Here is a 16,152-nt window from a genome sequence, read left to right on the forward strand (position 1 = left end):
TCGGTTCACCACCACCCGACACCGGTCGACGGCCTCCTGTGACACCACGGGCCTGTGCAGCACATCACCCACCGGGGTGAGTCACAGCCACCGGGCCGGCGGTGTCTCGTGGTCGACCCGATCGAAAGGAACGTCCATGAACATCGCGCTGTGGATCGCGGCCGGACTGCTGGCCACGGTGGCGCTGGCCGGCGGCATCACCAAGACGTTCGTACCCCGCGAGAAGCTGGCCTCGCACCGCGGCGGCGGGTGGGCCGGGGACGCCAGCGACGGCTTCGTCAAGACCCTGGGGGTGCTCGAACTCCTGGCCGCCGTCGGTCTGCTCCTGCCCGCCGTGCTGGACATCGCGCCGGTCCTGGTGCCGCTCACCGCCATCTGCTGGGTACTGCTGATGGTCGGCGCGATGATCACACATGTGCGCTACCAGGAGGCGAGGTTCGTCGCGGTGAACGCCGTGTACCTCGCCCTGGCCGCCTTCGTGGCCTGGGGTCGGCTCGGCCCCGAGTCCTTCACCGGCTGACATTCACTGGATCTCCACACCGCCTCGCTAGCCTGGCCCGATGACCTCGCCTCGACGCCTCTTCCTGGCCGGGCTCGGCGTCGTGGGCCTGCTGGCCTGCGGTTGGGGCCTGTGGTTTTTGTCGCTGTGGGCGTTCGGCGACGAGGGATCGTTGCCGCCGAAGTGGCGGATCCCGGACGTGCCCGCCGGGGCGACCGTCGTCGACGAGAGCGAGACGTGCGCCTCCGGCGGGTGCTCGTGGCAGGTCACGGTCGCGCCCCCGGCCGGGCAGTCCCCGGCGCAGCTGGCCGAGCAGATGGGCCTCTCCGAGCAGCAGAACCTGCCGCCGAAGCTGCTCGACCCCGGGTCCGTCTACGTGGTGGCCGAACCCAGGAACGGCCAGCTGATCATCCACGTCGGCTACGGATAGCCCGACGTCGACGCCTGCTCGGCACAATTGCCCCGCACCCGCATGATCGTGCTCGATCCAGGATGTAGTGGCCTCCCGCGCCGAGGACACCACTACAACAAGGATCGAGCGCGATCATGCTGCGCCCATCCCAAGATCCGCACACTTTCGGTGAAGTTGCTGCTTCCCGCCGCCGTGATGCCGCAACATCCCTGAAGTTGCGCGGATCTTGGCCACGGCGCCGCGCGGCACGGCGCCGCGCGGCACGGCGCGGGCAGGGGTCAGCGGCGCAGGGTGAGGATCAGGTCGGCAACCAGAGCCGTCCAGCCGGTCTGGTGCCAGGCGCCCAGTCCGGCGCCGTTGTCGCCGTGGAAGTACTCGGGGAAGGCGACCAGGTCCCGCCAGTCGGGGTGGGTCTGGAACAGCCGCGCCGCGCCGTAGATCGGTCGGCGACCCCAGTCGTCCTGCGTGAAGAGCGAGATCAGCCGGCTCGACAGGTCGTCGGCGATCTCATCCAGCGAGAGCTTCACCCCCGAGCGCGTCGGATACTCCACCTGGAGGTAGTCACCGAAGAACGCCGCGTAGTCGCGCAGCGCGCTGATCAGCAGGAAGTTCGTCGGCATCCAGATCGGCCCGCGCCAGTTCGAGTTGCCCCCGAACAGGCCGCTCGTCGACTCGGCCGGCTCGTAGCCGACGGAGAACTCCTGGCCGCCGAGGTTGACCGAGAACGGCTTGTCCAGGTGTGCGCGGGACAACGTGCGGAGGCCGAAGTCGGAGAGGAACTCGTCGGGGTCGAGCATCCGGGCGAGCAGCCGGACCACCTGATCCTGGCCGACCATGGACAGCAGCCGCTGCTGACGGCCGTCCGGGCCGATCCGTCGGGTGCCGATGACCTCGGCGTACTCGGGGCGGTTGGTGAGGAACCAGCGCAGCCGCGCGCCCAACTCCGGCAGGTGGTGCAGGGTCTTGGCGGTGAGGCGGGTGGTGGCGGCCAGCGGCAGCAGCCCGACCACCGAGCGGACCTTCAGCGGCACCTTCGTGCCGTCGGCGAGCCGCAGCACGTCGTAGAAGAACGCGTCCTCGTCGTCCCACAGCCCCTGCTCGTACGCGGCCGCCGCGATGTAGAGGAAGTGCTCGAAGAACTTGGTGGCCGTGTCCACCCAGGTCCGGTCGTGCTCCGCCAACACGATGGCCATGTCGAGCAGGTTGAGCGCGTACATGGCCATCCAGCCGGTGCCGTCGGACTGCTCCAGCACGCCGGCCACCGGCAGCGCCGCCGAGCGGTCGAACGGCCCGACGTTGTCCAGCCCGAGGAACCCGCCCTCGAAGACGTTGTTGCCGCCGGTGTCCTTGCGGTTGACCCACCAGGTGAAGTTGAGCAGCAGCTTGTGCATCACCCGGCCCAGGAACTCGAAGTCCTTGCCGCCGTCGATCTCGAACACCTTGAGCGCCGCCCACGCGTGCACCGGCGGATTCACGTCGCCGAACGCCCACTCGTACGCCGGGATCTGGCCGTTGGGGTGCAGGTACCACTCGCGTAGCAGGAGCAGGATCTGCTCCTTGGCGAAGCCCGGGTCGACCCGGGCGATGCTCACGCAGTGGAAGGCCAGGTCCCAGGCCGCGTACCAGGGGTACTCCCAGGGGTCGGGCATGGAGATCACGTCGAAGCTGGTCATGTGCCACCAGGCGCTGTTGCGCCCGTGCCGACGCCCGGCCGGCGGTGTCGACCCCGGGTCGCCGTCCAGCCAGCGCTTGACGTCGAAGTGGTAGAACTGCTTACCCCACATCAGCCCTGCGATGGCCTGCCGGGCCACCAGCGCCTCGTCGGCGGTGGCGGCCTCGGGGATCACGTTGGCGAAGAACCGGTTCGCCTCGGCCCGCCGGGCCCACACCACCGCCTCGAAGCCGTCGCGCAGGTCCGCCGGGGGCGGTGGGCAGGCGGCGGGGGGCGACGCGGTACGGGTCAGCCGCAGCCGGATCTGGCGCTGCCCGCCGGCCGGCACGTCGAGCACGTAGTGCAGCGCGCCCTTGGTGCCCTCGCGGGCCGGGTTGACCGTGGGCGCGCCGTTGACGACGTGGTCGTTGATGCCGTCCTTCGGGTACGGCGAGCGGCCCGGCAGCCCCCAGAGCCGTTCGGCGTTGGTGTCGTTGTCGCAGAGCAGCGGCACCGGGCCGCCGTCGCCCTCGAGCAGCAGTTGGCCGAGCACCCGGTGCTCACCGACCAGCCGGGTGCCGTCACCGGTCAGCCGTGGCATCCGGTCGCCGCCGGGCAGCCCCCAGGCCCAGGTGTTGCGGAACCACAGGGTGGGCAGCACGTGCAGGGTCGCCGCCTCATCGCCCCGGTTGGCCACGGTGATCACCATGCAGAGGTCGGTCGGGGACGCCTTGGCGTAGTCGACGGTCACCGCCCAGTACCGGTCGTCGTCGAAGATGCCGGTGTCCACCAGCTCGTACTCGGTGTCGTCCCGGCCGCGCAGCGCGTTCACCGCGACGAGTTCGTCGTACGGGAAGGCGGCCTGCGGGTAGTGGTAGCGCCAGCGCATCCAGGAGTGCGTCGGGGTGCTGTCGAGGTACCACCAGTACTCCTTGGCGTCCTCCCCGTGGTTGCCGCTGTCGCCGCCCAGGCCGAACATCCGCTCCTTGAGGATCGGGTCCCTGCCGTTCCACAGCGCCAGGGCGAAGGCGAAGGTCTGCCGGTCGTCGCAGACGCCCGCCATCCCGTCCTCGCTCCACCGGTAGGCTCTGGACCGCGCATGGTCGTGTGGGAAGTAGTCCCACGCCGTACCGTGCTCGCTGTAGTCCTCCCGTACCGTCCCCCACGCCCGTTCGGACAGATAGGGACCCCATGCACGCCAGTCCTGCTCCCCCGAGTCGGCCTGCGCGAGCCGAAGCCGCTCAGCGTCGGGTGGCGAGGCGTCGGAGGACGATCCGTCAGTGATCACGTGCACATCTTTGACGCCGCCGCGGTACTTCACCACAGCGGCCATTCTCGCCGTGGCGTGTTACACCTCGACGGCGGTGGAGGAAAGTTGATCGACATTAATTTCGGTCCGCAGGTCTGCGGCGACCTGACCAGCGCGTCCACCCGGGAGTGGCTGGTGCCCGACGGCCTCGGCGGGTACGCCATGGGCACCGTGGGCGGGCTGCGGACCCGCCGGTACCACGGCCTGCTGGTGGTGCCGGGTGACACTCCGGCGTCCCGCCAGGTGGGACTGGTCAGCCTCGACCCGGCGGTCACCCTGCCGTCCGGGGCGCGGGTACGCCTCGGCGCGCACGAGTGGTCCTCCGGCGACGTCGACCCGCGCGGGTTCGAGCTGCTGGAGCGTTTCGAGCTGGTCGACGGGCTCCCCCGCTGGCGGTGGCGGATCGGCGCCGTCGTGATCGAACGCGAGCTTGCCATGCTGCCCGGCCGCTCCTGCGTGGCGGTCGTGCACCGACTGGTCGCCGGCGGTCCGGTCCGGCTGGAGCTGTCCGCCGCGTGCACCTGGCGCGACGCGCACGGTGAGCGGCGGGCCGACGGGCCGACGCCACAGGTCGAGGCCGTCGCCGACGGCGCGGTGGTCGAGGGCGCGTACCGGCTCGCCGGCCCCGGCTGGACGCCGGAGGGGCAGTGGTGGCTGGGCGTGCACCACCGCGAGGAGGCCAGCCGGGGGCTGCACCCGGACGAGGACGTCTGGTACGCGGGCCGCTTCGCCGGCGAGCTGGAACGCCCCGGTGACACGGTGTCGGTGCGGGCCTGGGCGGGTCGGCTGGACGAGGAGCCGCCGCCGGCCGACGAGATCGTGACGACGGCCCGGCGACGCAACCGGCAGGTGGTGGCGACGGCGAGGCCGGCCGACGACGTGGACGCCACGCTGGCGCTGGCCGCCGACGCGTTCGTGGTCCGCACCCGGCAGGCGGCGGTCGACGTGGTGGCCGGGTATCCGTGGTTCGGGGCCTGGTCGCGGGACACGATGATCTCGTACGAGGGGCTGTTCCTCTGCACGGGCCGGGCCACCGAGGGGCGGGAGTTGCTGCGGGCGTACGCGGCGACGCTCTCCGAGGGGATGCTCGCCAACACCGCCGACACCGGCCGGGTGGAGTACAACACCGTCGACGGCACCCTGTGGTTCCTGCACGCGGTGAGCCGGCACGTGACGGTCACCGGCGACACCGACCTCGGCGACGAGCTGCTGCCCGCGCTGCGCGGGGTCGTCGACGCGCACGTGGCCGGCACCCGGTACGGGATCGCCGTCGACCAGGCCGACGGGCTGCTCACCCAGGGCGCCCCGGGCACCGCCCTGACCTGGATGGACGCCCGGGTCTACGGCGTGCCGGTCACCCCGCGCACGGGCAAGCCGGTCGAGGTCAACGCGTTGTGGATCAACGGGTTGGCCGGGCTCGCCGAGTTGACGGAGCTGGCCGGGCAGGACGCGGGCGAGGTGTGGCGACTGCACGGGCGGGCCACCGCCTCGTTCCGGGCGCGGTTCCCGGCCCCGACCGGATGGCTGTACGACGTGCTGGACGCGCCCGCGCCGGCGTACCCGTTGGGTGGGGCCGCGCTGCACGACGACGACGCGTTGCGCCCCAACCAGTTGCTGGCCTGGTCGTTGCCGTTCGCGCCGTTGGAGCCGGACGAGGCGACGCTGCGCCGGATCGGCAACGGACTGCTCACCCCGCTCGGGCCGCGCAGCCTCGCGGAGGATGCGCCCGAGTTCGTGGGTCGCCACCGGGGCGGCCCGGCCGAGCGGGACGGCGGGTATCACCAGGGCACGGTGTGGCCGTGGCTGCTCGGGCCGTACGTGGACGCCGCCCGTCGGGGGAAGATGTCAGTCGATGATGTATTGATTGGCATTGAGTCCCATCTGACCGAATATGGGCTAGGATCGGTAAGTGAGACGGCCGACGGTGTCGCGCCGCACTCCGCGACCGGCTGCCCGTTCCAGGCGTGGTCGGTGGCCGAGTTGCTGCGGGTGCGCCGAAAGGGCCAGTAGCGCTTTACATGACCGCAACGGCGGTGTCTCCGCTGGTTATCTCGGCGCCGGCAGGATTGGCCCCGATCCAGACGCGACGGCGACATCGACTCCGGTGTCGGTCGGCGCGCGCCCGGGGACAACTCAAAGGGGGCCGCATGTCACCCGATGCCCACGTGATCGACATCAACCCCGCCCGGCAGCTACGGGTGCTGATGCTGTCGTGGGAGTACCCGCCGGTGCTCGTCGGTGGCCTCGGCCGCCACGTCCACGCCCTGTCCGTCGCCCTGGCCGCCGCCGGGCACGAGGTCACCGTCGTCACCCGCCACGCCGAAGGCGCACCCCTGGAGGAGTACGCCGACGGCGTCCGCATCCTGCGCGCCCCCGAAGACCCCGTCACGTTCCCCCTGGCCACCGGCTCCCTGCTCGCCTGGACCATGGCCTTCAACCACACCCTCACCCGCACCGCCCTGCGCGCCACCCAGGCCGGCGCCTACGACGTCATCCACGCCCACGACTGGCTCGTCGCCCACACCGCGGTCACCCTCTCCGAACACCTCGACCTGCCGCTGGTCACGACCATCCACGCGACCGAGGCCGGACGGCACCAGGGCTGGCTGCCCGAGGAGATGAACCGCACCATCCACGGCGTCGAACACTGGCTCAGCGGCGCCTCCACGCGGGTGATCACCTGTTCGGGTTACATGCGGGACCAGGTCAGCGGGCTGTTCGACGTCCCGACCGGGCTGGTCGACGTGGTCCCCAACGGGGTCGACGACCGGGCCTGGCGGGCCCGACCACGTGCGGTCGCGTCGGCCCGCGCGCGGTTCGCCGCGGACGGTCCCCTGGTCGGGTACGCCGGCCGACTGGTCTACGAGAAGGGCGTCCAGCATCTCGTGCACGCCGTGCCCCGACTGCGCGAGCGGCACCCCGGGCTGCGCGTGGTGATCGCCGGCGACGGTCCGTACCGCCCCGAGTTGGAAGCCGAGGCCCGTCGCCTGGCGCTCGGCTCGACCGTCCGCTTCACCGGCTTCCTCGACGCCACCCAACTGCCGGCGGTGCTCGGCGCCACCGACGCGACGGTCGTGCCCAGCCTCTACGAGCCGTTCGGCATGGTGGCTCTGGAGGCCGCGGCCGCCGGGGCGCCCCTCGCGGTGGCCCGTACCGGCGGCCTCGCCGAGATCGTCGAACCGGGCGTCACCGGCGTGACGTTCCCACACAGCGATCCGGTCGCCCTCGCGGGCGCGGTCGACCGACTGCTCGGCGACGAGGTCTTCGCCCGGCGGGTGGCCCGACGGGCCCGGACCATGGTCGGCGAGCGCTACGGGTGGGCCGCCATCGCGGCCCGCACCGCCGCCAGCTACGCCGCCGCCCGCCGCGAACACGGCCCGCTCCAGGCTCGCCGGGCCGCCGCCCGACTGGCCGGCGGCCGGAACCGGATCGCCATCCCGGAGGGCAATCTGCTCGCCGCCGCCGACCACGCCGCCTGTTGAGGTAGGTCGGAAGACCTATAGGTACGCTCCGATCCGCTGGTTAGGGTGTTAACCCGGACAGCGGCTGAGAAGGAGCGTGCGCAGGTGCTGATCGCCGGTCGGTACCGGCTGCTCGACCTGGTGGGCCGCGGGGGTATGGGTCGGGTCTGGCGAGCCCACGACGAGATGCTGCACCGCGAGGTCGCCGTCAAGGAGGTCGTACCGCCGAGCTGGTTGGCCGACCACGAGCGGGCCGAGCTGCGCTCGCGCACCCTGCGCGAGGCGCGCACCGCGGCCCGGCTCAACCACCCCGCCGTGGTCCGGCTCTACGACGTCGTCCCGGTCGAGGGCAGTCCGTGGATCGTCATGGAGTACGTCCCCTCGCGCACCCTGCAGGACGTGCTCGACGCCGAAGGGCCCCTCGATCCGGTCCGTGCCGCCCGGATCGGCCTGGCCCTGCTCGACGCCCTGGAGGCCGCGCACACCGCCGGGGTGCTGCACCGCGACATCAAGCCGCAGAACGTGCTCGTCGCCCACGACGGCCGGGTGATGCTCACCGACTTCGGCCTGGCCACCTTCGACGGCGGGGACGGCGCGATGACCCGCCCCGGGATGGTGCTCGGGTCCCCTCAGTACGTCGCCCCGGAGCGGGCCGCCGAGGGGGTGTCCACGGTGGCCGCCGACCTGTGGTCGCTGGGCGCCACCCTGCACGCCGCCGTGGAGGGCCGCTCCCCGTACGCCCGCAGCAACGCGATGGCCACCCTCAGCGCGCTGGCCGCCGGCCCACCGGACCCGGCGCCGCACGCCGGTCCGCTCGCGCCGGTGCTCGACGGGCTGCTGCGCCGCGACCCCCACGAGCGTCTCGACCACGACGGGGCCCGCCGGCTGCTCACCGCCGCCGCGGGCCCGACCGGCATCTCGACCTCGACGGTGTCCACTTCCGGGGAAGTCGCCCACTCCACCACCCCGCAGCCCGTGCCCGACCCGATCGGCGCCGGCGTCGCCCCACCCGGAGACGCTCCTGTCGATGATCGCCCCAGCCTCGGCCCGGATGTGCGGTACTCGGAGGACGCCGGCACCAGCACGACGGGGCGCGCGGCCCGCCGGCCGGCGACGCGTCGGGCGGCGCTCGTCGTGACGGCGTTGCTCGTGGCGGCCGCCGCCGGGGTGGGCACCGCGCTGGCCGTCGCCGACGATGCCCCGACCGACACCGCCGGGCCGACCACGACGCCGACCGCAGGGCAGGTGGACGACGGTCGCGGGCCGGACGGGGACGACGGCGACGGCCGGGGCGGCCCGCACCGCGGCGGCCCCGGTAGGCCGCCGCCCGGGGGCCGCGACGTGCCCCCGCCGCCGTTTCCCTGCGTCCGGCCGGACATCGTCGGCACACCGGTCACGGCCGGGTCACCCGGTGCGGGCGAGCGGTTCCGGCCACCACCGGGGTGGGTGTGGTACGCCGACGCCACCGGGTTCCGGGTCTCCGTCCCGGCGACCTGGTACCACTCGCGCGACGGGGCGGTGGCCTGCTTCCAGGATCCGGCCACCGGCCGGGCGCTGAGCGTTGCCGAGGGCGGCGCGGCCGACCCGATGACCCGGCTGCGCGCGGCCCGGGACGAGGCCGCCCGGGCCGGGGCGCTGCCCGGCTACGACGAGATCCGGCTCGCCCGCGGCGACGCGGACGCGGAGTGGGAGTGTCGGTGGGACGCCCCGGACGGCCCGCGGATCCACGCCCGGCAACAGATTGTGGGCGAGTCGCGCTGGACGTTGGGTTGGATCACCGACGACCGCGACTGGACCACCGCCGACGGAGACTGGTCCACTGTGCGAAAGAGTTTCCGACCACCCCGCTGACCTGCGCCGTATGGCCCTTCTCAGCCCTCCGTCCGGCGTGGATCGAGGCCGCTCAGCGGATGAGAAAAACGGCGACGGTGGCTATCGTGTAACTCAGGGTGACCGAGGGGGAGCGACCGTGCAGCAGTTGCTGATCGCGGGTCGGTACCGGCTGCTCGACCTGGTCGGCAGCGGCGGGATGGGCCGGGTGTGGCTGGCCCGCGACGAGATGCTGCACCGGGACGTGGCGGTGAAGGAGGTCGTGCCGCCGGCCTGGCTGGCCGAGTCCGAGCGTGCGGAGCTACGACTGCGGACGCTGCGCGAAGCGCGCACCGCCGCGCGGCTCAACCACCCCAACGTCGTCCGCCTGTACGACGTGGTGCACGACGGGGAGAACCCGTGGATCGTGATGGAGTACGTGGCATCCCGGTCCGTGCAGCAGATCATCAACGCCGAGGGGCCGCTCAGTCCCGCCCGTACGGCTCAGATCGGGCTTGCGGTGCTCGCCGCGTTGCGGGCCGCGCACGCCGCCGGTGTCCTGCACCGGGACGTCAAGCCGCACAACGTGCTGGTCGCCGACGACGGGCGGGTGGTGCTCACCGACTTCGGCCTGGCCACCTTCGACGGTGGCGACGGGGCGATGACCGGTCCGGGCCTGGTGCTCGGCTCCCCGCAGTTCGTGGCACCGGAGCGGGCGCGCGACGGCGTGTCGGATCCGCGTACCGACCTGTGGTCGCTGGGCGCGACGCTCTACGCGACGGTCGAGGGGCAGTCCCCGTACGCCCGGTCCAGCGCGATGGCGACGCTCAGCGCGCTGGCCACCGAGCCACCGGATCCGATGCGCCGGGCCGGCCCCCTGAGTGCGGTGATCCGCGGCCTGTTGCAGCGCGACCCCTGGCGGAGATTGACCGCCAGCGAGGCCGAACCGTTGCTGCGCGCCGCGGCGGCGACCGACCACGACCGGCCCGCGCCGGCACGGTCCACAGCGGTGGCGGCGGTCCGCGGCGCGGCCCGGGCCGCCGCGTCCGCCCCGGCCGACGTGGAGGGTCCCCCGCGCGACGCGGCGACGCCGATCCACCGGCCGGCGAACCGCGCCGTCGGCCGACGCGGACGGCTCATCGCGTGGGGTGGCGCCGCGACCGCAATGGCCCTGCTCGTCAGTGGTGGCGTCACGGCGGCGCTGCTGCACCGCCCGGACGAACGCACCCCGCCGTCCGGCTCCGGCGGCGGCGCGACCGCCGCACGACCGGCCGCGTTCGCCTGCGCCACGCCCCCGCCACCGACGGCCACGCCGGTGCCCTCGGTACCCCCACCGAAGGACGCACGGTACGGGCTGCGGGACGGCTGGACCTGGCACGACGACCCGAGTGGCTTCCGCATCGCCGCCCCGGTGGGCTGGGCACGCTGGACCGAAGGGGCGGTGACCTGCTTCCGGGAGCCCAGCGGTGCGCGCGTGCTCAGCGTCGAGGCGGGACCGCTGCGCACCGATCCGGTGGCGCACCTCGACGCCGAGGAGGAACGGCTTGTCACCGCCGACGCGCTCCCCGGCTACCGCAAGGTGGACATCTCCGCGCTGGACGTCTTCGACGGCGGGGCCCTCTGGGAGTGCAGCTGGGAGAACGCCGCCGGCGATCGGGTGCACAGCATCCGGCTGCTCGCCAACACCTCGGCCGGGCGCGCCTACACCGTCTCGTGGTTGACAAAGGAGTTCGACTGGCAGGTCAACGCGGCATACTTCGTGATGATCCGGCAGAGCTTCACGCCCACCCTCTGACACTGTCCGCAGTGGACGGTCCTACTGACGCCCCTGCGACACCGACGCTGGCGACAGTGGCGTAGTTTTGGCGCTCAAGATCCCTGGGGAGGGTGAGCCGAAGATGATGGGACCGTCGCACGCGCTGTCCGGCGCGGCGGTATGGCTGGCCGGGTCCTGGGCGCTGGACCAGTTCGCCGACTACCACCAGTCGCCTCTGGCGCTGGCGGTGGGCACGGCGGTGTGCGCGGGTGGAGCGCTCTTCCCGGACCTCGACCTGTCCGGCAAGGTGACCCGCAACCAGGGTGGCGCCACGGTCGCCCGCACGTTCGGGGTCTTCTCGCTCTTCGTCGCCGAGGTGATGGAGAAGATCTCGCTCGGCGTCTACTACGCGACGAAGCTCAGCAAGGACCCGCGTCGTAACAACGGGCACCGGACGCTCACCCACACGCTCCCGTTCACCCTGCTCGTCGGCTGGGGCACCACCGCGCTGTGCGCCGCGTACGGCAAGTGGGCGGTGATCACGATCCTGTTCTTCATGTTCGGCCTCGCCCTGCGCGGGCTCTTCGACGAGTGGGCCGAACGGGCCGGCTGGGTGATCGTGACGCTCGCGTCCGCGGGGGCCGCCTGGTTCACCTTCGCCAACCTGCCGGGCGGACGTGGCTATCCGCTGATCGGTACGGCCGTCGGAGTGGGCTGCTTCGTGCACATCCTCGGCGACATGATCACCAGAGCCGGGGTGCCGATCCTCTGGCCGATCCCGATCCGCCGCCGCATGTGGACGATGATCGGCCTCCCGAACAGCATCGCGCTGCGCACCGGCAGCAAGACCGAGGTCGTCGTACTGCGCGCCGTGCTGACCGTGGTCGTGGTGCTCGCTACCGCCGGTCTGATCGCGCCCTCGGTCCTGCAACGCTTCAACATCGACGTGTAAACCCCCCGCCCCGCCCCGCCCCGCCCCGCCACGCCCCGCCCCGCCGCACCGCACCGCACCGCACCGCACCGCACCCGCAGCGTCGATCTTGCACTTGTGGATGCCGATCTGTCCGGCTTCGCACCTTGTGCCGCCACAGAAACCGCAAGATCGACGTGATGAAAGGGCGTCACCGACATCAAGATCGCGCTCGATCCAGGATCCAGCGGCCTTCCGTCGCGCCGACACCACTAGATCCTGGATCGAGCGCGATGATGCGAGGCTGGCCGGGCGAGGAGCACGCGAGACCAATCCAGTCGCGCCGATCTTGCACTTACGGTTGACGAAATGTTGGGGTTGGCGCGCTTTGTCGGCGCAGGAAGTGCAAGATCGCCGCGCTCCCTGTGTCGCGCCCCGCCGCGCCCCCTGTGTCGTGCCCCGCCGCGTCTCGCGCCCCACCCCTGCGCCGCCCCAAGATCCTCACAAGATCAGGGAAGTTGCTGCCTCAGGTGCGCGGGAAGCAGCAACTTCCCCGAGGTTGCTGCCCTACGCACGCCGAGGCACGCCGAGGCTCGCCGAGGCACGCCGAGGCACGCCGAGGCACGCCGAGGCTCGCCGAGGCTCGCCGAGGCACGCCCAGGCTCGCCGAGGCACGCCGAGGCTCGCCCAGACACCCGCCCCGCACGGTGTGGGCGTGCCCTGACATCCCCGCGGATCGCCGGGTGCCGGCACGCGGGACTTCTTTTCGACATCGGCTATTGACGGTGCCGTAACACGTGGCCTAGCGTCTGTCGAAACGTTTAGTCGAAACGCTTCGACGATCATTCGGAAGCGTTCCACTCCAGGCCGGAGGAGGTGCGTGGTGGCCACGATGCACGACGTCGCCCGCCTCGCGCAGGTCTCGGTCAGCACCGTGTCGTACGTGCTCACCGGCACCCGGCCGATCTCCCAGGCCACCCGCGCCAAGGTGCTCGCGGCCATGGCCGAGCTGGATTACCAGCCCAACGCCATGGCCCGGGGGCTGGCCAGCCGGCGCAGCCGCATCCTGGGTCTGCTGATGCCGATGGACGAGCGTGGTCTGGGCGCGACGGAGACCGCGTTCGTCACCGGCGCCGCCGCTGCGGCCAGCGCGGTCGGCTACCACCTCGTGCTCTCGCCGGTCGGCGGCGGCGACCTGGACGACCTGCGACGGCTGGCCACGCAGCGGATGCTCGACGGCGTCGTGCTGATGGAGGTGCAGCTCGCCGACGAGCGGGTCACCGTGCTCCAGGAGGCGGGCGTGCCGCTGGTGCTCATCGGGCGCACCGGCGACGCCGCCGGGCTCTCCTTCGTCGACATCGACTTCGACCAGACCGTGCGGGAGGCCGTCGCGCATCTGGTCGGCCTGGGGCACCGCCGGATCGTGTACGTCAACCACTCGGCGGCCACGCTCGCCAGTGGCTACGGCCCCGCGTTGCGTACCCGGGACGCCTTTGTCACGGCCATGACCGGCCACGGCCTGGAGCCGATCATGATCCCGGCCGAGGACAGCGCCGCCGGCGGGCGGGCGGCCCTGGCCGCCGCGCTCGCCCGGGCCCCGGAGCTGACCGCCGTGCTGGCGATGAACGAGACGGCGCTCTTCGGCATCCTCGGCGAACTGGCCGGGCGGGGGCTGTCGGTGCCCGGCGACGTCTCGGTGGTCTCGATGGTCACCTCGCCGCAGGTGGCCGAGCTGGCCACCCCGGCGCTGACCGCGATGACGTCGCCCGGGTCGGCCCTGGGGCGGATCGCGATCGAGGCGCTGGTCCGCCACCTGGACGGGGCCGGCGACGAGCGCCACCAACAACTGCTGCCGTGCGTGCTGGAGATCCGGGGTTCGACCGCCGCACCGCGAACAGAGCGACCCCATGGGGGCTGACCAGTAAAAACGGCCCGCCGCCGCGCGGCAACGCGACGACGGGCCCAGTGAGATACCGGGCTCGATACTCAACGAGGAGGATAGCAATGCAGCGATTCCGCCGGATCGTCGCGGCGATCGCCCTGGCGGCGACCGCGACGACCACCGTGGCCGCCTGCGGCGGCGGCGAGAGCGAGGACGACAGCGGGGCCAAGACCCTCAAGCTCTGGCACTACGAGAGCGAGAACAGCGCCATGGGGGTGGGCTGGAACAAGGCGATCGAGATCTTCAAGGCCGAGCACCCGGGCGTCGAGGTGCGCTTCGAGCGCAAGGCGTTCGAGCAGATCCAGCAGAACGCCGGCATGATCATCAACTCGTCCGAGGGCCCGGACATCATGGAGTACAACAAGGGCAACGCGACGGCCGGCCTGCTGTCGTCGCAGGGTCTGCTGACCGACCTGAGCGCCGAGGCCGACAAGCGCGGCTGGGCCGGCAAGCTCAGCCCCAGCCTGCAGACCACCGCCCGGTACAGCGACAAGGGCGTGATGGGGTCGGGCAACTGGTTCGGCGTGCCCAACTACGGCGAGTACGTCACGGTCTACTACAACAAGGACCTGTTCGACCGCAACGGCGTCAAGGTGCCGACCACGCTGGCCGAGATGACCGCCGCGATGGACACCTTCGTCAGCAAGAAGATCACCCCGCTGGGCATGGCCGGCGCGGAGTACCCGGCCGGGCAGCTCTTCTACCAGTTGGCGCTCTCCAAGGCCGACCGGCAGTTCGTCGACAACTACCAGCTCTACAAGAACCCGGTCGACTTCAAGGCCGACCCGCTCAAGTACGGCGCGGACACGTTCGCCGAGTGGGTGCGCAAGGGCTACGTCGCCAAGAACTCGGCGAGCCTCAAGGCCGAGGACATGGGCACCGCGTTCATCGCCGGGAAGACCCCCATGATCGTCTCGGGTAGCTGGTGGTACGGCCGGTTCAAGACGGAGATGAAGGCCAACTGGGACACGTTCCTCTTCCCCGGCAACACCCTCAACGCCGGGTCGTCGGGCAACATCTGGGTGGTGCCGTCGAACAGCAAGGCCAAGAGCCTGGCGTACGACTTCATCGACATCACCCTGCGCCCGGAGATCCAGGACCTGATCGGCAACAACGGTGGCGTTCCGATCGCCGCCGACGCCTCGAAGATCAGCGACCCGAAGGACCGCAAGCTGATCGAGGACTTCAACACGGTCAGCAAGTCCGACGGCCTGGCCTTCTACCCGGACTGGCCGGTGCCCGGCTACTACGACGTGCTGGTCGGTGGCTTCCAGGGCCTGATCAACGGTTCGAAGACCCCGGATCAGGTGCTCGACACGATCGCCAAGCCGTACGCCGATGGCGTCAAGGAGATCACCGGCAAGTGACACGGCGAGCGGCGGGCGCGACCGGCACGACCGGAGCGCCCGCCCGCACCGCCGGGAAGGATCTCCCATGGCAGTCTCCGAGACCGTCGCCGTCACACCGTCGACGGCGACGCCCACCCCGCCGACACCCCGCCGCCGACCGCGCGGCCGGAACGCGGCGTACTGGCTCTACCTGCTCCCCGGGGCAGTGCTCTTCCTCCTGGTCATCGGCGCGCCGCTGGTCGGCACCGGCTATTTGTCGCTGACGAAGTGGTCCGGCATCGGCGATCCCACCTTCGTCGGGTTCGACAACTACCAGCGGCTGCTGGACGACGAGGTGTTCTGGGCGTCGTTCCGCAACACCGTGGCGATGATCGTCGCGATGGTGGTGGTCCCCACCCTGCTCGGGCTGCTGCTCGCCTCGGTGCTCTTCGACGTCATCGGCCGCCGGTTCCAGCCGCGTACCGCCGCCGGCCTGCGGGCCGCCTTCTACCTCCCGCAGGTCCTGCCCGTGGTCGTCGCCGGCATCGTGTGGGGCTGGATCCTGCGCCCCGACGGCGCGTTCAACAGCCTGCTCGACGCCGTCGGCCTCGGCGCGCTGCGCCACGACTGGCTCGGCGACCCGGACACGGCGCTGCCGGCCGTGATGGCGGTGATGATCTGGGTGCAGATCGGCTACCCGGTGGTCGTGTTCATGGCCGCGTTGCAGCGGGTGGACCCGGAGCTGTACGAGGCGGCCGAGGTCGACGGGGCGAACTGGCTGCACCGGTTCCGGGCGATCACCCTCCCGCAGATCCGGCCGGAGACCTTCGTGGTGGCTCTGACCTGCACCATCGCCGCGTTGAAGGTGTTCGGACCGATCTTCGCGCTCACCCGGGGCGGCCCGGAGAACGCCACGAACGTGCCGTCCTACTTCGCCTACTACACCTTCTTCAAGAAGCTCCAGGTCGGCTACGGCTCGGCGATCTCCACGGTGCTCACACTGATCATCGTCGTGGTGGCCGGGGTCTTCATCTGGTGGCAGGCGCGCACCGAGCGCCGGGACCGGGGGTTCTGA

11 protein-coding genes are annotated in these 16,152 nt (G+C 71.7%); 10 read left to right on the forward strand and 1 reads right to left on the reverse strand.

What is annotated here, in order from left to right:
• Positions 1-136: 136 nt before the first annotated feature.
• Together ACTFTM_RS21855 and ACTFTM_RS21860 are read left to right on the forward strand one after the other, a co-directional pair.
• Complete coding sequence (locus ACTFTM_RS21855; RefSeq protein WP_449562351.1) at positions 137-520, forward strand: DoxX family protein; 384 nt, start codon at positions 137-139, stop codon at positions 518-520.
• A gap of 40 nt (positions 521-560) precedes the next feature.
• Positions 561-929: a hypothetical protein gene (locus tag ACTFTM_RS21860; protein ID WP_449562352.1), complete on the forward strand. Its 369-nt coding sequence runs from the start codon at positions 561-563 to the stop codon at positions 927-929.
• A 260-nt stretch (positions 930-1,189) separates the two neighbouring features.
• Here the strand turns inward: ACTFTM_RS21860 and ACTFTM_RS21865 are convergent, their stop codons facing one another.
• Entirely contained in the window at positions 1,190-3,895 is a 2,706-nt protein-coding gene (locus ACTFTM_RS21865; protein ID WP_449562353.1) for an MGH1-like glycoside hydrolase domain-containing protein, read from the reverse strand.
• Between the two features lie 42 nt (positions 3,896-3,937).
• On the opposite strand from ACTFTM_RS21865, the gene ACTFTM_RS21870 reads away from it, so the two are divergent.
• The 8 genes from ACTFTM_RS21870 to ACTFTM_RS21905 all read left to right on the forward strand — a co-directional run bounded on the left by ACTFTM_RS21870 (position 3,938) and on the right by ACTFTM_RS21905 (position 16,152).
• Complete coding sequence (locus ACTFTM_RS21870; protein ID WP_449562354.1) at positions 3,938-5,881, forward strand: amylo-alpha-1,6-glucosidase; 1,944 nt, start codon at positions 3,938-3,940, stop codon at positions 5,879-5,881.
• 137 nt (positions 5,882-6,018) lie between these two features.
• Positions 6,019-7,353, forward strand: coding sequence for a glycosyltransferase family 4 protein (locus tag ACTFTM_RS21875; RefSeq protein ID WP_449562355.1), 1,335 nt, complete (start codon positions 6,019-6,021; stop codon positions 7,351-7,353).
• An 84-nt stretch (positions 7,354-7,437) separates the two neighbouring features.
• Positions 7,438-9,183: a serine/threonine-protein kinase gene (locus ACTFTM_RS21880; protein ID WP_449562356.1), complete on the forward strand. Its 1,746-nt coding sequence runs from the start codon at positions 7,438-7,440 to the stop codon at positions 9,181-9,183.
• Between the two features lie 178 nt (positions 9,184-9,361).
• On the forward strand, positions 9,362-10,936 hold the full coding sequence (locus ACTFTM_RS21885; RefSeq protein WP_449566691.1) for a serine/threonine-protein kinase: 1,575 nt from the start codon (positions 9,362-9,364) through the stop codon (positions 10,934-10,936).
• A 103-nt stretch (positions 10,937-11,039) separates the two neighbouring features.
• Positions 11,040-11,849 (forward strand): metal-dependent hydrolase, encoded by an 810-nt coding sequence (locus tag ACTFTM_RS21890; RefSeq protein ID WP_449562357.1) that lies wholly within the window; start codon positions 11,040-11,042, stop codon positions 11,847-11,849.
• A gap of 850 nt (positions 11,850-12,699) precedes the next feature.
• On the forward strand, positions 12,700-13,725 hold the full coding sequence (locus ACTFTM_RS21895; protein ID WP_449566692.1) for a LacI family DNA-binding transcriptional regulator: 1,026 nt from the start codon (positions 12,700-12,702) through the stop codon (positions 13,723-13,725).
• An 86-nt stretch (positions 13,726-13,811) separates the two neighbouring features.
• Complete coding sequence (locus tag ACTFTM_RS21900; protein WP_449562358.1) at positions 13,812-15,116, forward strand: ABC transporter substrate-binding protein; 1,305 nt, start codon at positions 13,812-13,814, stop codon at positions 15,114-15,116.
• Between the two features lie 67 nt (positions 15,117-15,183).
• Positions 15,184-16,152 carry a carbohydrate ABC transporter permease gene (locus ACTFTM_RS21905; protein WP_449562359.1) on the forward strand — a complete coding sequence of 323 codons (969 nt, stop codon included), beginning with the start codon at positions 15,184-15,186 and terminating at the stop codon, positions 16,150-16,152.

The organism is Micromonospora sp. RB23 (assembly GCF_053585025.1).